Annotated in this window: 13 protein-coding genes; 11 read left to right on the top strand and 2 right to left on the bottom strand. The window is 61.6% G+C overall.

The annotated features are described in order from the left end of the window. Window positions 1-12 precede the first annotated feature (12 nt). Window positions 13-1,386 (bottom strand): exodeoxyribonuclease VII large subunit, encoded by a 1,374-nt coding sequence (xseA, locus tag M2433_RS12685; protein WP_429053971.1) that lies wholly within the window; start codon window positions 1,384-1,386, stop codon window positions 13-15. Between the two features lie 159 nt (window positions 1,387-1,545). On the opposite strand from xseA, the gene guaB reads away from it, so the two are divergent. Further along, a complete protein-coding gene (gene guaB, locus M2433_RS12680) occupies window positions 1,546-3,012 on the top strand; it encodes an IMP dehydrogenase (protein ID WP_023333022.1) in 1,467 nt (488 codons plus the stop codon). A 67-nt stretch (window positions 3,013-3,079) separates the two neighbouring features. Beyond that, window positions 3,080-4,657: a glutamine-hydrolyzing GMP synthase gene (gene guaA, locus M2433_RS12675; protein WP_023300703.1), complete on the top strand. Its 1,578-nt coding sequence runs from the start codon at window positions 3,080-3,082 to the stop codon at window positions 4,655-4,657. Between the two features lie 58 nt (window positions 4,658-4,715). Here the strand turns inward: guaA and M2433_RS12670 are convergent, their stop codons facing one another. After that, window positions 4,716-5,546 carry a MurR/RpiR family transcriptional regulator gene (locus M2433_RS12670; protein WP_008502123.1) on the bottom strand — a complete coding sequence of 277 codons (831 nt, stop codon included), beginning with the start codon at window positions 5,544-5,546 and terminating at the stop codon, window positions 4,716-4,718. Between the two features lie 291 nt (window positions 5,547-5,837). Between M2433_RS12670 and M2433_RS12665 the strand changes: the two genes are divergently transcribed. The 9 genes from M2433_RS12665 (at window position 5,838) to iolE (ending at window position 18,125) form a co-directional block, all read left to right on the top strand. Further along, on the top strand, window positions 5,838-7,343 hold the full coding sequence (locus M2433_RS12665; RefSeq protein ID WP_429053974.1) for a CoA-acylating methylmalonate-semialdehyde dehydrogenase: 1,506 nt from the start codon (window positions 5,838-5,840) through the stop codon (window positions 7,341-7,343). Between the two features lie 11 nt (window positions 7,344-7,354). Continuing rightward, window positions 7,355-9,280, top strand: coding sequence for a 3D-(3,5/4)-trihydroxycyclohexane-1,2-dione acylhydrolase (decyclizing) (gene iolD / locus M2433_RS12660; protein WP_429053977.1), 1,926 nt, complete (start codon window positions 7,355-7,357; stop codon window positions 9,278-9,280). Window positions 9,281-9,580: 300 nt separating this feature from the next. Next, window positions 9,581-10,567 carry an inositol 2-dehydrogenase gene (gene iolG / locus M2433_RS12655; RefSeq protein ID WP_429053980.1) on the top strand — a complete coding sequence of 329 codons (987 nt, stop codon included), beginning with the start codon at window positions 9,581-9,583 and terminating at the stop codon, window positions 10,565-10,567. A 31-nt stretch (window positions 10,568-10,598) separates the two neighbouring features. Further along, on the top strand, window positions 10,599-11,528 hold the full coding sequence (locus tag M2433_RS12650) for a sugar ABC transporter substrate-binding protein (protein ID WP_045325982.1): 930 nt from the start codon (window positions 10,599-10,601) through the stop codon (window positions 11,526-11,528). Between the two features lie 48 nt (window positions 11,529-11,576). Continuing rightward, window positions 11,577-13,124 carry a sugar ABC transporter ATP-binding protein gene (locus tag M2433_RS12645; RefSeq protein WP_429053984.1) on the top strand — a complete coding sequence of 516 codons (1,548 nt, stop codon included), beginning with the start codon at window positions 11,577-11,579 and terminating at the stop codon, window positions 13,122-13,124. 11 nt (window positions 13,125-13,135) lie between these two features. Continuing rightward, window positions 13,136-14,164 carry an ABC transporter permease gene (locus M2433_RS12640; protein ID WP_010433895.1) on the top strand — a complete coding sequence of 343 codons (1,029 nt, stop codon included), beginning with the start codon at window positions 13,136-13,138 and terminating at the stop codon, window positions 14,162-14,164. Between the two features lie 8 nt (window positions 14,165-14,172). Further along, window positions 14,173-15,306 carry a Gfo/Idh/MocA family protein gene (locus M2433_RS12635; protein WP_070533459.1) on the top strand — a complete coding sequence of 378 codons (1,134 nt, stop codon included), beginning with the start codon at window positions 14,173-14,175 and terminating at the stop codon, window positions 15,304-15,306. Between the two features lie 12 nt (window positions 15,307-15,318). Next, window positions 15,319-17,223, top strand: coding sequence for a bifunctional 5-dehydro-2-deoxygluconokinase/5-dehydro-2-deoxyphosphogluconate aldolase (locus M2433_RS12630; protein ID WP_429053987.1), 1,905 nt, complete (start codon window positions 15,319-15,321; stop codon window positions 17,221-17,223). Window positions 17,224-17,234: 11 nt separating this feature from the next. Then, the gene (gene iolE / locus M2433_RS12625) at window positions 17,235-18,125 is read left to right on the top strand and encodes a myo-inosose-2 dehydratase (RefSeq protein WP_248165360.1); all 891 of its coding nucleotides are present in this window, start codon (window positions 17,235-17,237) and stop codon (window positions 18,123-18,125) included. Window positions 18,126-18,133: the final 8 nt, after the last annotated feature.

Below are 18,133 nucleotides of genomic sequence, written 5' to 3'. Positions count from 1 at the left end.
ACCGGCGAAGAATTATCCGGTTTTTCGCTGACGCGGCTTTTTCGCCGGTTTAATTGATTTCACTTCGCTTTCTACCCAGCCGTCCGACAGGCGGGTTGTCAGCACATCGCCGGCGTTCACCTGTTTGGTCTGCTTGAGCACTTTGCCGTCCATCGCCGTCGTCACGCTGTAGCCGCGCGCCAGCGTGGAGAGGGGGCTGACCGCTTCAAGATGGGTCACCGCATTGCCGAAACGCTCGCGGGTGGTGCTCAGACGCGCGCGGATAGTTTCCGCCAGACGATACTCCAACTGCTGAATCCGCGTTTGCGCGCGATAAATTTTCGGCTGCGGGTTCTGCTGGTTCAGGCGCTGCGTAGCGCGCTGCTGGCGCGAGACCGCGCGCTTAAGCTGCGCATCCACCGCAAAACTCATGCGCTGGCGCAGACGTTCCAGCACGGTCTGCTGACGCGCCAGACGCAGCTGCGGGTGCTGCTGCTGAAGACGGTGATGGATCTGGGTAAAGCGGCGGGTACGGCTGGCGAGGAAGTAGTCCATCGCCATCTCCAGGCGCTGCTGGCCGTTCTGAAGCTGACGCAGCAGTTCCAGCTGGTTGCGGCTCACCACTTCCGCCGCCGCGGACGGCGTAGGCGCACGTAGATCCGCGACAAAATCCGCAATCGTTACGTCCGTTTCGTGGCCGACGGCGCTCACAACAGGGATTTGGCTTGCGAAAATCGCCCGCGCCACGCGCTCGTCGTTAAAGCTCCACAGGTCTTCCAGCGAGCCGCCGCCGCGCCCAACGATTAATACGTCGCACTCCTGACGGGCGTTCGCCAGCTCAATGGCGCGCACAATCTGTCCCGGCGCATCGTCACCCTGTACCGCGGTCGGGTAGATAATGACGGGCAGGGAAGGGTCGCGACGCTTGAGCACGTGCAAAATATCGTGCAGTGCCGCACCGGTTTTTGAGGTGATGACCCCCACGCAGTGGGCCGGTGAGGGTAGGGGCTTTTTAAACTGCTGATCGAACAGCCCCTCGGCAGAGAGCCTGGCTTTTAACTGCTCATACTTCTGCTGCAGCAGGCCTTCACCCGCGGGCTGCATGCTTTCGACGATAATTTGATAATCACCGCGCGGCTCGTACAGGGTGATACTGGCGCGCACCAGAACCTGCTGGCCGTGCTGAGGGCGAAACGTGACGCGACGGTTGCTGTTGCGGAACATCGCGCAGCGCACCTGGGCGGTATCGTCTTTTAGCGTAAAGTACCAGTGGCCGGAGGACGGCTGCGTGAAGTTTGAGATTTCACCGCTGATCCAGACCTGCCCCATTTCCTGCTCAAGCAGCAAACGCACCGTCTGATTCAGGCGGCTGACGGTATAAATTGAGGGGGATTGAGAGGATAACATGTGAGCGGGATCAAATTCTAAATCAGCAAGTTATTCAGTCGATAGTAACCTGCTGAGAGGCAATCGCAAGCATTTTTTTCAAAAAAGTGTAGATGCAATCGGTTACGCTCTGTATAATGCCACGGCAATATTTAACCACCCAGGTCAGAGATATTGCCCATGCTACGTATCGCTAAAGAAGCACTGACGTTTGACGACGTCCTCCTCGTTCCCGCTCACTCCACCGTTCTGCCGAATACTGCCGATCTCAGCACGCAGTTGACGAAAACCATTCGCCTGAACATTCCTATGCTCTCCGCGGCAATGGACACCGTGACTGAAGCGCGCCTGGCTATTGCCCTGGCACAGGAAGGCGGCATTGGCTTTATCCACAAAAACATGTCTATCGAACGTCAGGCGGAAGAAGTTCGCCGTGTGAAGAAACATGAATCCGGCATCGTGTCTGATCCACAGACCGTTCTGCCAACCACCACCCTGCACGAAGTGAAGGCCCTGACCGAACGTAACGGCTTCGCCGGTTACCCGGTTGTGACCGAAGAGAACGAGCTGGTCGGTATCATCACCGGTCGTGACGTGCGTTTCGTGACTGACCTGAACCAGCCTGTCAGCGTGTACATGACGCCAAAAGAGCGTCTGGTTACCGTTCGCGAAGGCGAAACCCGCGACGTGGTGCTGGCAAAAATGCACGAAAAACGCGTTGAAAAAGCGCTGGTTGTCGACAGCAGCTTCCACCTGCGCGGCATGATCACCGTTAAAGATTTCCAGAAAGCAGAACGTAAACCTAACGCCTGTAAAGACGAGCATGGCCGCCTGCGCGTCGGTGCTGCGGTTGGCGCCGGTGCTGGCAACGAAGAGCGCGTTGACGCGCTGGTTGCCGCGGGCGTTGACGTCCTGCTGATTGACTCCTCTCATGGCCACTCTGAAGGCGTTCTGCAGCGTATTCGTGATACCCGCGCCAAATACCCTGACCTGCAGATCATCGGCGGTAACGTGGCAACTGGCGCAGGCGCTCGCGCGCTGGCTGACGCTGGCTGCAGCGCGGTGAAAGTGGGTATCGGCCCTGGCTCCATCTGTACTACGCGTATCGTGACCGGCGTGGGCGTTCCGCAGATCACCGCCGTGTCTGACGCGGTAGAAGCGCTGGAAGGTACCGGTATTCCGGTTATCGCTGACGGCGGTATCCGCTTCTCTGGCGACATCGCCAAAGCGATCGCCGCGGGCGCAGCTGCAGTAATGGTCGGCTCCATGCTGGCCGGTACCGAAGAATCCCCGGGTGAAATCGAACTCTACCAGGGCCGTTCTTACAAATCTTACCGCGGTATGGGCTCCCTGGGCGCGATGTCCAAAGGTTCCTCTGACCGTTACTTCCAGACCGATAACGCCGCAGACAAACTGGTGCCGGAAGGTATCGAAGGTCGCGTAGCGTATAAAGGCCGTCTGAAAGAGATCATTCACCAGCAGATGGGCGGCCTGCGCTCCTGTATGGGTCTGACCGGCTGTGGTACCATTGACCTGCTGCGTACTAAAGCGGAATTCGTACGCATCAGCGGTGCGGGTATCCAGGAGAGCCACGTTCACGACGTGACGATCACCAAAGAGTCCCCGAACTACCGTCTGGGCTCCTGATAAGTTTCCGCGCCCGGCTTCTGCCGGGCGCTCTGTTTTTGTTTCACTTGCCTCGGAATTAGCGTCAATGACGGAAAACATTCATAAACATCGCATTCTCATCCTGGACTTCGGTTCGCAGTACACTCAGCTGGTGGCGCGTCGCGTACGTGAACTGGGCGTTTACTGTGAGCTGTGGGCATGGGATGTCACGGAAGCACAGATTCGCGAATTCAATCCAAGCGGCATCATCCTGTCCGGCGGCCCGGAAAGCACTACCGAAGCGAACAGCCCGCGCGCGCCGCAGTACGTGTTCGAAGCTGGCGTGCCGGTATTCGGCGTCTGCTACGGTATGCAGACCATGGCAATGCAGCTGGGCGGCCACGTAGAAGGCTCTAACGAGCGCGAGTTTGGCTACGCACAGGTAGAAGTCGTCACCGACAGCGCGCTGGTGCGCGGTATCGAAGACTCCCTGACCGCAGACGGCAAACCGCTGCTGGACGTGTGGATGAGCCACGGCGACAAAGTCACCGCCATCCCGTCTGACTTCGTGACCGTTGCCAGCACCGAAAGCTGCCCGTTCGCGATCATGGCGAACGAAGAAAAACGCTTCTACGGCGTGCAGTTCCACCCGGAAGTGACCCACACCCGTCAGGGTATGCGCATGCTGGAGCGCTTCGTGCGTGACATCTGCCAGTGTGAAGCCCTGTGGACCCCGGCTAAAATCATCGACGACGCCGTTGAGCGTATCCGCCAGCAGGTTGGCGATGACAAAGTGATCCTCGGCCTCTCCGGCGGCGTGGACTCCTCCGTGACCGCGATGCTGCTGCACCGCGCCATCGGTAAAAATCTGACCTGCGTCTTCGTGGACAACGGTCTGCTGCGTCTGAACGAAGCCCAGCAGGTAATGGACATGTTCGGCGACCATTTCGGTCTGAACATCGTTCACGTGGAAGGCGAGCAGCGCTTCCTGGACGCGCTGAAAGGCGAGAACGATCCGGAAGCGAAACGTAAGATCATCGGTCGCGTGTTCGTGGAAGTGTTCGACGAAGAAGCGCTGAAGCTGGAAGACGTGAAGTGGCTGGCGCAGGGCACCATCTACCCGGACGTGATCGAATCCGCGGCCTCCGCCACCGGTAAAGCACACGTCATCAAATCTCACCACAACGTGGGCGGCCTGCCGAAAGAGATGAAGATGGGTCTGGTTGAACCGCTGCGCGAGTTGTTCAAAGACGAAGTGCGCAAGATCGGTCTGGAACTGGGTCTGCCGTACGACATGCTCTACCGTCACCCGTTCCCGGGCCCGGGTCTGGGCGTGCGCGTGCTGGGCGAAGTGAAGAAAGAGTACTGCGACCTGCTGCGTCGCGCGGACGCTATCTTCATCGAAGAGCTGCACAAAGCTGACCTGTACAACAAAGTGAGCCAGGCGTTCACCGTGTTCCTGCCGGTTCGCTCCGTCGGCGTCATGGGCGATGGCCGTAAGTACGACTGGGTTGTTTCCCTGCGTGCGGTGGAAACCATCGACTTCATGACCGCGCACTGGGCGCACCTGCCGTATGACTTCTTAGGCCGCGTGTCTAACCGCATCATCAACGAAGTGAACGGCATTTCCCGCGTGGTGTATGACATCAGCGGTAAGCCACCGGCTACGATTGAGTGGGAATAATCACCCTCTGAATTAACACCCAAACCCTCTGCCTGTGCAGGGGGTTTTTTTTATTGCCTTACTTCCCTTCCCCCAGCCGATAAGCCAGCGCCACCACCAGCGACTGCACCAGGCACAGCGTTGCCGACTGAGACCGGAACGCATCCACCTGCGCCTCTTTCACCACAAAGCAAAGATCGCTAAACGTCGCCAGCGGGCTTATCTGGCTGTCCGTAATCACGATCTGCCGCGCGCCGACGCTGGCGGCGGTTTCGCTCACCATCACCGTCTCCTCCGCGTACGGCGAGAAGCTGATCGACACCACAATGTCCCGCGCCTTGATGCGGCTGATCTGCTCGCGCAGCATGCCGCCCATGCCGTCGAGAAGGATAGGGCGACACTCCAGGTGGCTCAGGGCGTAGGTGAGGTAGGCCGCGACGCTAAAGGAGCGGCGCAGCCCGGCGATGTAGATGGTGTCGGCGTCGGCCAGCAGCTGTACCGCGCGCTCCAGCATCTCCGGCTCGGCGCGGGCGGCCAGCTGCTGCAGCGCCTGGGCGTTCGAGCGGGCGAATTCCTGCAGGATATCGAGCGGCGTTTCCGGCACGGCCTCGCTCTCCATTTCGCGAAACAGCCGGGCCCGGTCGCTGTAGCTGGCGGTCTCCTCCACCAGGTTCATGCGAAACAGCTGTTTCATTTCGTTGAAGCCGGTGAAGTCAAAGGCGTTGGCAAAGCGGATCAGCGTTGACGGCGGCACGTCGGCGCGCTCGGCAATGACGGCAACCGTATCAAAGGCCACGCTGTTGGTATTATCCAGCACGTAGCGGGAGACCTGCTGCAGCCTCTTGCTCAGGCTATCGTAGCGATCGCGGATTTGCTGCTGCAGTTCGTTCAGGCTGGTTGCTGTCGTCATCTTATCCCCCAAATACAGTCTTATGATTCTAAACGCAAAACCGCGTCTTTTAAATGTCGGCCATCCATCTGGCAGCAAAAATGAAACAGAAGCTTCAGTCATTTCCTCGCCCGAAACGTCTTAATAGCGCACGCGGCGTCAGTGTTGTTGGCTGTTAACATAAAAATCCATCCTTGATCACAATAATCATCATTTATTTTATTTCAACTTAAAATGGAATATTTGTTTCATATATAGTGTTCTGTACACAGTGTTCAGTCACAGTCACGTATCAACAGCGAGAGGTTAAGGATGGAGACGGTAGCGAATTTTATTCACGGCGAATGTGTCACCGGTTCAGGCCAGCGCGTTCAGGCGATCTTCAACCCGGCCACCGGCGAGCAAATCCGCCAGGTGGTTATGAGTACAGCGCAGGAAACCGAACAGGCCATTGCCGCCGCGCAGCAGGCGTTTCCGGCGTGGGCGCGCCATGCTCCGCTGAAGCGCGCGCGCGTGATGTTCCGCTTCAAGGCGCTGCTGGAAGAGAACATGGAGCGACTGGCCCGCATCATCAGCGAAGAGCACGGCAAAGTCTTCTCCGACGCGGTGGGCGAACTGACCCGCGGCCTGGAAGTGGTGGAGTTTGCCTGCGGCATCCCGCATCTGCAAAAGGGCGAACACTCGGCGAACGTCGGTACCGGCGTCGACAGCCACTCGCTGATGCAGCCGCTCGGGGTCTGCGTCGGGATCACGCCGTTTAACTTCCCGGCGATGGTGCCGATGTGGATGTTCCCGATTGCGCTGGCTACCGGCAACACCTTCGTGCTGAAACCGTCGGAAAAAGACCCTTCGCTCGCGCTGGCGCTGGCGCAGCTGCTGAAAGAGGCCGGCCTGCCGGACGGCGTGTTCAACGTGGTGCAGGGCGATAAAGAGTCCGTTGACGTGCTCCTGACCGACCCGCGCGTGCAGGCGGTGAGCTTTGTCGGCTCCACGCCGATTGCGGAATACATTTACCAGACCGCGTCCGCCCACGGTAAGCGCTGTCAGGCGCTGGGCGGCGCGAAAAACCACTGCATTTTAATGCCGGATGCCGACATGGAAATGGCGACCAACGCGATCATGGGCGCGGCCTACGGCGCGGCGGGCGAGCGCTGCATGGCGCTCTCGGTGGTGCTGGCGGTGGGGGATAAAACCGCCGATGACCTCTGCGCCCGGCTGGAGAAACAGATTGCCGCGCTGCGCGTTGGGCCGGGTCTGGACCAGACGCCGGAAAACGAAATGGGGCCGCTCATCTCCTCCGCGCACCGCAGCAAGGTGCTGGGCTATATCGACAGCGGGGAAGCGCAGGGAGCGAAGCTTCGCGTGGACGGCCGCGGCTTCAGCGTGAAGGGGCACGAGCAGGGCTACTTCGTTGGGCCAACGCTGTTCGATAGCGTCACCCCGGAGATGACCATCTATAAAGAAGAAATTTTTGGCCCGGTGCTTTCTGTGGTGCGCGTAGCAGATTACGCCAGCGCGGTGGATCTGATTAACCGCCATGAATATGGTAATGGCTCGGCCATTTTCACCCGCGACGGCGGCTGCGCGCGCCGCTTCTGCGAAGAGGTGCAGGCGGGCATGGTGGGGGTCAACGTGCCGATCCCGGTGCCGATGGCATTCCACAGCTTCGGCGGCTGGAAGCGTTCTATCTTTGGCGCGCTCAACGTCCACGGCAACGACGGCGTGCGCTTCTACACCCGTTTGAAAACCATCACCGCGCGCTGGCCGGAAATGCAGCAGGAGACAGGCGCTGCGTTCTCCATGCCGACGCTGGGCTGACAGGAGGTTTTATGCAAACCGAACGTATGACCGTGGCTCAGGCGCTGGTCCGGTTCCTGAATCAACAGTACGTCAGCGTGGACGGCAACGAAACGCCCTTCGTTGAGGGCGTCGCCACCATCTTTGGTCACGGCAACGTGCTCGGTATTGGCCAGGCGCTGGAGCAGGATCCGGGCCATCTGCAGGTGATGCAGGGCTGCAACGAGCAGGGCATTGCCCATATGGCGACGGGGTTCGCCAAACAGCACCGGCGTCAGCGTATTTTTGCCGTCACCTCCTCCGTCGGGCCGGGGGCCGCCAATATGGTGACCGCCGCGGCCACCGCCACGGCGAACCGCATCCCGCTGCTGCTGTTGCCGGGCGATATCTACGCCAGCCGCCAGCCGGACCCGGTGCTGCAGCAGATTGAGCAGTATCACGACCTCAGCATCAGCACCAACGACTGCTTCCGCCCGGTCTCCCGCTACTGGGACCGCATTAACCGCCCCGAGCAGCTGATGAGCGCCATGCTAAGCGCGATGCGAACGCTTACTGACCCCGCCAATACCGGCGCGGTGACCATCTGCCTGCCGCAGGACGTGCAGGGGGAGGCCTGGGACTACCCGCTGAGCTTCTTCGCGCGTCGCGTGCACCACATCGAGCGCCGTCCGCCCGATCCGCAGCGTCTGGCGCAGGCGCGGGCGCTGATCGCCCGCAAGCGTCGTCCGCTGGTGGTGTGCGGCGGCGGCGTGCGCTATTCCGGCGCGCATGAGGCGTTCCGCGCATTTGTCGAGACGCTGCGGCTACCGTTTGCCGAAACCCAGGCCGGAAAGGGGGCGCTGGTAAGTGACCACCCACTTAACCTGGGCGGCGTAGGGGTGACGGGGGGAATGGCCGCCAACCAGCTCGCGCCACAGGCCGACCTGGTGATCGGCATCGGCACGCGCCTGACCGACTTTACTACCGGCTCCAAGGCGCTCTTTTCCCACCCGGACGTCGAATTCCTGCTGCTGAACGTGGCCGAGTTTGACGCCCTGAAGCTGGACGCCACCGCGCTGGTTGCCGATGCTCAAACCGGGCTGCAGGCCTTGACCCACGCGCTCGAGGATTACCGCAGCGGCTGGGGAGAGGCAATCGCCGAGGCGAAGTCCGCGTGGCGCGACGAGTGCCGCCGCTTGTGGGATCGCCAGTGGCGTCCTGACGACGCGCCCGAAGTGGCGGGGCACCTGGACGCGCAGCTGGCGGAATACGGCGAGGCGCTCAACACCCGGCTGACCCAGACGCGGGTGCTGGGGCTGATTAACCAGCATGTGGAGGATAACGCCATCGTGGTGGGCGCGGCTGGTTCGCTGCCGGGCGATTTACAGCGCCTCTGGCAGGTCAAAACGCCGGACAGCTATCACCTGGAGTACGGCTACTCCTGCATGGGCTACGAGATTGCGGCGGCCATCGGCGCGAAGCTCGCCAGACCCGAACAGCCGGTGTACGCCATGGTGGGGGACGGCTCCTACATGATGCTGCACTCCGAGCTGCAAACCGCGGTGCAGGAGAGCATTAAGGTTACCGTTCTGCTGTTTGATAACGCCAGCTTCGGCTGCATTAACAACCTGCAGATGGGGCACGGCATGGGCAGCTTTGGCACGGAAAACCGCCGGCGCAACCCGGAAACCGGACGGCTTGACGGGCCGCTGGTGAAGGTCGATTTTGCGCAAAACGCGGAGAGCTACGGCTGCCGCGCGTGGCGGGTAAACGATGAGCAAAGCCTGCTGGCGGCGCTGGAGGCGTCCCGCGCGCATCCGGGCCCGACGCTGCTGGACATCAAGGTATTGCCGAAGACCATGACCCACGATTACGCCTCCTGGTGGCGAACCGGTGATGCGCAGGTGGCAGAGTCTTCTGCCGTACGCGAAGCCGCGGAGCAAACGCAGGCGCAGGTGAAAAAAGCCCGGCAGTATTGAGTTTTCCTGCCGTAACGAAATTTTCATTTCATTTCCCCTCACCCTAACCCTCTCCCCAAAGGGGAGAGGGGATGGTTCGGTGCGGCCTTTTCTCCCTGGCCCACCTGGGGAGAGGGCCGGGATGAGGGGCGCTTCTGTACGTCCTCTCATGTTGTGAGATTGATAACAAAATTTATCTCATTCATCTCAAAAGTGTTAACCCACACTCAAAAACATAATTTTCACTATTTATAAAAATGAAATAAATGTTTTATTTATAGGGTCGTTAGTTCACAGCATTCACCAACACCGGGAGCCGTTATGTTTAACATTGCTTTACTGGGCGCTGGCCGAATTGGCCAGGTACATGCAGCTAACATCGCCAGCCACGGTGCGACCACGCTCTGGTCCGTGGTTGACCCGAATCAGGAATTTGCCACCCGTCTCGCCGCGCAGTATCAGGCCCGCCAGCAGAGCCTGGATGAGGCGATGACCGACCCTAACGTTCACGCCGTGCTGATCGCCTCCGCGACCGATACCCACGCGGACCTCATTGAAATGGCCGCCCGCCACGGCAAGGCCATCTTCTGTGAAAAGCCGGTACACCTCGACCTCGCCCGCGTGCGCGACTGCCTGAAAGTGGTTAAAGAGTACGACGTGCCGCTGTTCATCGGCTTTAACCGCCGCTTTGACCCGCAGTTCCGACGCGTGAAAACCGACGTCCAGGCCGGGCGCATCGGCAAGCCGGAATCGCTGCTCATCATCTCCCGCGATCCGTCTCCGCCGCCTGCGGAGTACGTACGCGTTTCCGGCGGCATGTTCCGCGATATGACCATCCACGACTTTGACATGGCGCGCTTCATCATGGGCGAAGAGCCGGTGTCGGTGTATGCCCAGGGCAGCAACCTGGTGGATCCGGCGATTGGCGAGGCGGGGGATATCGATACCGCGTTTATCGTTCTGAAATACGCCTCCGGCGCGATGGCCACCATCGTCAACAGCCGCCGTTCATCTTATGGCTACGACCAGCGCCTGGAGCTGCACGGCTCCGAAGGTCTGCTGTGCGCGGGCAACATCCTTGAAAACCAGGTGCAGCACTACGGCAAACAGGGCTGCACCAGCGCGCTGCCGGAACACTTCTTCCTGCAGCGCTACAAATCCGCTTACGCCGCGGAATGGGAACACTTTGTTGCGGTCCTGCGCGGCGAAGCGGTGCCTGACTGCAGCGGCGATGATGGTGAACGTGCGCTGTACCTCGCGGATAAAGCGCTGGAGTCGCTGCGCAGCCAGCGCGAGATCGTCCTCTAAACACAACAACCCTACACAGAGAGACATAATAATGAAAAAACTGATCGTAGCCGCCCTCATCGCCATGACGTCCGGGGCTGCCCTCGCCGAAAACGAGCAAATTGTTTTCAGTACGCCAAACCTGGCCATGCCGTTTGAAGTTCACATGCAGCGCACGGCGGTGAAAGCCGCAAAAGAGATGGGCGTGAAGCTTCAGGTGCTGGACGGGCAGGGCAGCTCACCGAAGCAGGTGGCTGACCTGGAAAACGCCATCACCCGCGGGGCGCAGGGCTTTATCGTCTCCCCGAACGACGTGAACGCGGTCTCCAGCGCGGTGGATGAAATTCAGGATGCGAAGCTGCCGGTCGTCACCCTTGACCGCTCCGTCGATAGCCAGAAGAAAGTGCCGCACTTCGGCGCCAACAACTACAAGGGCGGCCAGGCGGTTGGCGACTTCGTTAAAACCAAATTCCCCAACGGCGCGGACATCATTCTCCTTACCGGTCAGCCGGGCTCCTCTTCCAATATTGAACGCACCAAAGGGATCCGCGACAGCCTGAAGGCGGGCGGGGATAAGTACAAGATCGTCGCCGATCAGACCGGGAACTGGATGCGTTCGGAAGGGATGCGCATTGTGGAAAGCGTGCTGCCTTCGCTGCCGAAGCGCCCGCAGGTGATCCTCTCCGCCAACGACGATATGGCGCTGGGGGCGATTGAAGCGCTGCAGAGCCAGGGCGTGAAGCCGGGCGAGATCCTCGTGACCGGCTTCGATGCGGTACCGGAAGCGCTGGCCCGCGTGCGCGACGGCTGGCTGGCGGTAACGGCGGATCAGCGCCCGGGCTTTGCGGTGCAGACGGCGATGAGCCAGCTGGTGGCCAACGTGCGCGAGAAGAAAGCCATCACCGGAGCCGACTATCCGCCGACGCTTATCACCAAAGAGAACCTGCAGCAGGCCGAGCGTATCGGTGAGGCCGGTAACTAATATGTCCCGAGCCGCCTCTGGCGGCTCATCATGAGGAGGAGCAGACCGATGTCGCAACCCTTACTGAAAGTGACCGACCTGGCCAAAAGCTTTTCCGGCGTCTGGGCGCTGAGCAGCGCGCAGCTGACCGTCGGCAGCGGAGAAATTCACGCCCTGCTGGGGGAAAACGGGGCGGGAAAATCCACGCTGCTGAAGGCGCTCGCGGGCGCGCAGCCGCAAACGCGCGGGGATATCTGGTTCAGCGGCGAAACGCTGCCGGTGGACGACTCCCCGGTGGAGCGCCAGAACAAGGGCATTATTACCATCTATCAGGAATTCAACCTGCTGCCCAACATGACCGTTGCGGAAAACATGTTTCTCGGGCGCGAGCCGCGTAAACGTAACCTGATCGTCGACGAAAAGGCGGTAAACCAGGAGGCGCAGGTCATTCTCGATTACCTGCAGCTGAACGTTGCGCCGACCACGCCTGTCGCCCGCCTGAGCGTCGCCCAGCAGCAGATGGTGGAGATCGCCCGGGCGCTGACCCTCAACGCCCGGTTGATCATTATGGACGAACCTTCCGCCGCGCTGAGCGACAGCGAGGTGGAAAGCCTGCACCGCGTGGTGCGGGAGCTTAGAAATCGCGGCGTGAGCATTATTTACGTTACCCACCGTCTGCACGAAGTTTTCAAGCTCTGCGATCGCTTCACCGTTTTCCAGGACGGCCGCTTCACCGGCACCGGCGCGGTGGCGGAGACCAGCGTAGAACAGCTGATCCGCCTGATGGTCGGACGCGACGTGGCCTTTAACCGTCGTCCCGCCAGCGAAACGCATCATGAAGACAAACCCGTCCGCCTGGCGGTGAAAGGGCTGAGCCGCGAGAAGCCGCCGCTGGATCCGCACGGTATCGCTCTGCACGACATCAGCTTCCACGTTCACGCCGGGGAAGTCCTGGGCATTGCCGGGCTGGTGGGCGCGGGGCGCACCGAGGTGGCGCGCTGCCTGTTTGGCGCAGACGCGTTTACCTCGGGCAGCTTTGAGCTGGACGGCGTGCCGTACCAGCCGCGCGACCCGCTTTATGCCCTCGACCAGGGCGTGGCGCTGGTGCCGGAAGACCGCAAAAAAGAGGGGGCGGTGCTGGGGCTGTCGATTCGCGACAACCTGTCGCTCTCCTGCCTCTCCTCGCTGCTGCAGTGGCGCTGGTTCGTGAACACCCGCAAAGAGGACGACCTGATTGAGTCCTACCGCCAGGCGCTGCAGATCAAAATGGTCAACAGCGCGCAGGAGGTGCGCAAGCTCTCCGGCGGCAACCAGCAAAAAGTGATCCTCGCGCGCTGCATGGCGCTCAACCCGCGGGTGCTGATCGTCGATGAGCCGACGCGCGGCATCGACGTGGGGACCAAATCGGAAGTGCACCAGGTGCTGTTTGACATGGCGAAAAAGGGCGTGGCGGTGATCGTGATCTCCTCCGATCTGCCTGAGGTGATGGCGGTGTCCGACCGGATCATCACTCTCAGCGAAGGCCGGGTGACCGGCGTGATCCACGGTGACGACGCTAACGAAGAACGGCTGATGACGATGATGGCCATCAACCACAACGCCCTGAACGCGGCATAACGGAGTTTCTCATGACGCAGATGATTTCTAAAACGCAGGCCCCGGTCAAACGCGCCGGACGCATCGATCCCATCGCCTTCTTCGAGCGCTTCGGGGTGCTGATTTTCATGATCCTGCTGCTGATCTTCTTCCAGTCGCAGAACAGTAACTTTTTCTCTGAACGCAATATTTTCAACATCCTGACCGAAGTGTCCATCTACGGGATCATGGCCGTGGGGATGACCTTCGTCATCCTGACCGCCGGGATCGACCTCTCCGTCGGCTCCATTCTGGCGGTGTGCGCCATGACCGCGGCGTACGTGATCAAAGGCGACAACTTCACCACCGTCGACCCGAACGCCTGGGGCGGCATGAGCTGGCTAATCGGGCTGGGGATTTGTCTGGCCATGGGCACGGCGATTGGCTTCCTGCACGGTCTGGGCGTCACCCGCCTGCGCCTGCCGCCGTTTATCGTCACCCTCGGTGGGATGACCATCTGGCGCGGCCTGACGCTGGTGATTAACGACGGTGCGCCGATCGCCGGTTTCGACCCGGGCTACCGCTGGTGGGGACGCGGGGAGCTGCTCGGCATCTCTATTCCGATCTGGATCTTCGCCATCGTCGCCATTGGCGGTTATCTGGCGCTGCATAAAACACGCTGGGGCCGCTTCGTCTACGCCATCGGCGGCAACCCGGAGGCGGCGCGACTGGCGGGGGTGAACGTCAAGCGCGTGCTGGTCAGCGTCTACGTGCTGATTGGCTGTCTGGCGGGGCTGGCAGGCTTCATCCTGAGCGCGCGTCTGGGAAGTGCAGAGGCGGTAGCCGGGATCTCCTTTGAGCTGCGCGTTATTGCCTCGGTGGTGATTGGCGGCACCTCGCTGATGGGCGGCTATGGGCGCATCGGCGGCACCATTATCGGCTCCATCATTATGGGCATTCTGATTAACGGCCTGGTGCTGATGAACGTCTCGGCCTACTACCAGCAAATTATCACCGGATTAATTATCGTTCTGGCGGTGGCATTCGATACCTATGCCAAAAGCCGTCGCGGCGCACTGTGAGGATCACGATGAAAGAGGTTCGTATTGGATTGATTGGCACCGGGTATATCGGCAAGGCACATGCCATCGCCTATGCCCAGGCCCCGACGGTGTTCAACCTGCGCGGCAGGCTGGTGCGCGAGATGGTGGCGGAAGTCACGCCGGAGCTGGCGGCAGCGCGCGCGCAGGCGTTTGGCTTCAACCGCTCCACCGGGGACTGGCGGGCGCTGGTGGCCGACCCGGCCATTGACGTGGTGGATATTTGTTCACCCAACCATCTGCATAAAGAGATGGCGCTGGAGGCGATCCGCCACGGCAAGCACGTCTACTCGGAGAAGCCGCTGGCGCTTAATGCCCACGACGCGCGCGAGATGGTTGACGCCGCGAAGCGGGCCGGGGTGAAAACGCTGGTGGGGTTCAACTACATGAAGAACCCGACGGCGCAGCTGGCGAAGGAGATTATCGCCCGCGGCGAGATTGGTGAGGTGATCCACTTCTACGGCACCCACAACGAAGACTATATGGCCGACCCGCTCTCGCCCATTCACTGGCACTGCTTTAAAGAGACCGCCGGGCTGGGGGCGCTGGGCGATCTCGCGGCGCACATCGTCAATATGGCCCAGTACCTGGTGGGGGATATCGAGCAGGTCTGCGGCGACCTGAAGATCGTGGTCCCGGAACGCCCGGCGAAGGCCGGATCGTCGGAGATGATCGCCGTCGAAAACGAGGATCAGGCCCACGCGATGGTGCGCTTCGCGGGCGGGGCGCAGGGCGTGATTGAAACCTCCCGCGTCGCCTGCGGCCGCAAGATGGGGCTGTCGTACGTCATTACCGGAACGAAAGGCGCCATCAGCTTCACCCAGGAGCGCATGGCGGAGCTGAAGCTCTATCTGCATGACGATCCGGTGAACCGTCAGGGGTTCCGCACGCTGCTCGTTGGCCCCGCGCACCCGGATTACGCCGCGTTCTGCATGGGCGCGGGCCACGGGATTGGCTTTAACGACCAAAAAACGGTGGAGGTGCGCGACCTGGTGGACGGGATTGCCGCCGACGCGCCGATGTGGCCGGACTTCGAAGAGGGCTGGAAGGTGTCGCGCGTGCTGGACGCGATTGCACTTTCGCACCGGGAAGGCCGCTGGCTGAACGTGAACGACATTGTCTGATGAGGTATCAACGTGGAAAAGCAGTTTGATGTGATATGCATGGGCCGCGTGGCGGTAGACCTCTACAGCCAGCAGATTGGCGCCCGTCTGGAGGATGTCTCGAGCTTCGCCAAATATCTGGGCGGGTCGTCCGGCAACGTGGCGTACGGCACCGCGCGTCAGGGTTTACGTTCGTCGATGCTGGCGCGCGTCGGCGATGAACATATGGGCCGCTTCCTGCGGGAAGAGCTCAACCAGGTGGGCTGCGATACCCGCCATCTGATTACCGATAAACAACGCCTCACGGCGCTGGTGCTACTCGGCATTAAAGACCGGGACACCTTTCCTCTGATTTTTTATCGCGATAACTGCGCGGATATGGCCATTACGGCCAGCGATGTGGACGAAAGCTACATCGCCTCCGCACGTTGTCTTGCCATCACCGGGACCCACCTTTCTCACCCGCAGACCCGCGAGGCGGTGCTGACGGCGCTGGGCTATGCCCGCCGTCACGGCGTGCGTACGGTGCTGGACATTGACTACCGTCCGGTGCTGTGGGGGCTGACCGCCTTAGGCGACGGCGAAACGCGCTTTATCGCCGCCGATCAGGTCACCCGCGAGCTGCAGGAGGTGCTGCACCTCTTCGACGTTATTGTCGGCACCGAAGAGGAGTTTCACATTGCGGGCGGCAGCACGGATACCCTGCAGGCGCTGGGGCAGGTGCGCGCCGTCAGTGACGCAGCGCTGGTCTGCAAGCGCGGCGCGCTCGGCTGCTCGGTCTTCACCGACGCCATTCCGCCCCGGCTGGACGACGGCCTGACGGTGACCGGCGTGCGCGTGGAGGTGCTGAACGTCCTCGGCGCGGGGGATGCGTTTATGTCCGGCCTGCTGCGCGGCTACCTGAACGACGAAGGCTGGGAGCAGGCGTGCCGCTACGCCAACGCCTGCGGCGCGCTGGTGGTCTCGCGCCACGGCTGCGCCCCGGCGATGCCGAGCAAAATCGAGCTGGATGACTATCTCTCCCGCGCCGCGGATGTGCCGCGCCCGGATCTCGACCCGCGTCTTAACCATCTCCACCGCGTCACCACCCGCCGCCGCGAGTGGCCGGAGCTGTGCGTGATGGCCTTCGACCACCGCAGCCAGCTTGAGGATATGGCGATGCAGTGCGGCGCGTCGCTTAAGCGCATTCCGGCGCTGAAGCAGCTGATCCTGCAGGCCAGCCGCGAGGCGGCGAGCCGCGCCGGGCTGGAGGGCAAAGCCGGCCTGCTGTGCGACGGCACCTTTGGTCAGGACGCGCTGAACGCGATCACCGGGGAAGGGTGGTGGATTGGCCGCCCCATCGAGCTGCCGGGCTCCCGGCCTCTGGAGATGGAGCATGGCAACATCGGCACCCAGCTCATCAGCTGGCCGCAGGAGCACGTGGTGAAGTGCCTGGTCTTCTTCCACCCGGAAGACGCCCACAGCCTGCGCCTGGAGCAGGAGCAGAAAATCGCCGAGGTGTACCACGCCTGCTGCCGGTCCGGGCACGAGCTGCTGCTGGAGGTGATCCTGCCCGCCAGCATGCCGCGCAGCGACGAGCTCTACCTGCGCGCCATCTCCCGCTTCTACAACCTCGGCATTTACCCGGACTGGTGGAAGCTGCCGCCGCTCTCGGCCGACGGCTGGACGGCGCTGAGCGAGATTATCGAACGCCGGGATCCGCACTGCCGCGGAGTGGTGATCCTCGGCCTGGACGCTCCGGCGGAACAGCTGCGCGCCGACTTCAGGGCCGCAGCGGGGCAGACGGTAGTAAAAGGCTTCGCCGTAGGGCGCACGCTGTTTGGCGATGCTTCCCGCGCGTGGCTGAAGCACGATATTGACGATGCGCAACTGGTGGCGCGCATCCGGGACAACTACCTGCAGCTCATCGCCTGGTGGCGCGAGCGCGGACACGCATAATGGAGACGACAATGAGTGTGCAATTAGGCATTAACCCGCTGACGTGGACGAACGACGATCTGCCTTCTCTCGGCGCGGAGACGTCGCTGGAGACCTGTCTGAGCGAAGGGAAAGAGGCCGGTTTCGCCGGTTTCGAGCTGGGCAATAAGTTCCCGCGAGAAGCGCGCCTGCTCGGCCCCATCCTGCAGCGCCACGACCTGCAGCTGGTCTCCGGCTGGTACTCCGGCCGCCTGCTGGAGCGCAGCGTGGAGGAGGAGATCGCCGCCGTGCAGTCCCACCTGACGCTGCTGCGCGAGCTGGGGGCGAAGGTGCTGGTTTTTGCGGAAGTGAGCGGCTGTATTCACGGCGAGCAGCAAACCCCGGTGCACCTGCGCCCGCGCTTCCCGCAGGCGCGCTGGAAGGAGTACGGCGAGAAGCTCACCGAGTTTGCCCGCTATACGCAGCAGCAGGGGGTACAGATTGCCTACCATCACCATATGGGCACGGTGATTGAGTCCGCCGACGACGTGGACAACCTGATGACCCACACCGGCGACGCGGTGGGGCTACTGCTGGATACCGGCCACCTGACCTTTGCCGGGGCCGATCCGCTGGCGGTGGCGCAGCGCTGGGCGTCGCGCATCAACCACGTTCACTGCAAAGACGTGCGTGCCGACGTGCTGGCGGACGTGAAAAACCGTAAAACCAGCTTCCTCGACGCGGTGCTGAGCGGCGTGTTTACCGTGCCGGGCGACGGCTGCGTCGATTACCCGCCGATTATGCGGCTGCTGAAGGCGCAGGATTATCACGGCTGGCTGGTGGTGGAGGCCGAGCAGGATCCGGCGATTGCCCATCCGCTGACTTACGCCCGTCTGGGGTATAACAACCTGAGCCGCCTGGCGCGCGACGCCGGGCTTATCTGAGGAGGCGA

Source organism: Enterobacter sp. AC1 (assembly GCF_050434705.1).
GTDB lineage: Bacteria > Pseudomonadota > Gammaproteobacteria > Enterobacterales > Enterobacteriaceae > Enterobacter > Enterobacter cloacae_L.
Note: the sequence above shows the minus strand (reverse complement) of the source record. Positions and strands in the feature narration are given on the sequence as shown.

What these genes read in the sequence shown, in the direction of transcription:
- guaA (WP_023300703.1), top strand. Translation starts at nt 3,080, where the DNA reads ATGACGGAAAACATTCATAAACATCGCATTCTCATCCTGGACTTCGGT.
- M2433_RS12640 (WP_010433895.1), top strand. Translation starts at nt 13,136, where the DNA reads ATGACGCAGATGATTTCTAAAACGCAGGCCCCGGTCAAACGCGCCGGA.
- M2433_RS12665 (WP_429053974.1), top strand. Translation starts at nt 5,838, where the DNA reads ATGGAGACGGTAGCGAATTTTATTCACGGCGAATGTGTCACCGGTTCA.
- M2433_RS12645 (WP_429053984.1), top strand. Translation starts at nt 11,577, where the DNA reads ATGTCGCAACCCTTACTGAAAGTGACCGACCTGGCCAAAAGCTTTTCC.
- M2433_RS12670 (WP_008502123.1), bottom strand. Translation starts at nt 5,546, where the DNA reads ATGACGACAGCAACCAGCCTGAACGAACTGCAGCAGCAAATCCGCGAT.
- xseA (WP_429053971.1), bottom strand. Translation starts at nt 1,386, where the DNA reads ATGTTATCCTCTCAATCCCCCTCAATTTATACCGTCAGCCGCCTGAAT.
- iolG (WP_429053980.1), top strand. Translation starts at nt 9,581, where the DNA reads ATGTTTAACATTGCTTTACTGGGCGCTGGCCGAATTGGCCAGGTACAT.
- M2433_RS12635 (WP_070533459.1), top strand. Translation starts at nt 14,173, where the DNA reads ATGAAAGAGGTTCGTATTGGATTGATTGGCACCGGGTATATCGGCAAG.
- iolE (WP_248165360.1), top strand. Translation starts at nt 17,235, where the DNA reads ATGAGTGTGCAATTAGGCATTAACCCGCTGACGTGGACGAACGACGAT.
- M2433_RS12650 (WP_045325982.1), top strand. Translation starts at nt 10,599, where the DNA reads ATGAAAAAACTGATCGTAGCCGCCCTCATCGCCATGACGTCCGGGGCT.
- iolD (WP_429053977.1), top strand. Translation starts at nt 7,355, where the DNA reads ATGCAAACCGAACGTATGACCGTGGCTCAGGCGCTGGTCCGGTTCCTG.
- guaB (WP_023333022.1), top strand. Translation starts at nt 1,546, where the DNA reads ATGCTACGTATCGCTAAAGAAGCACTGACGTTTGACGACGTCCTCCTC.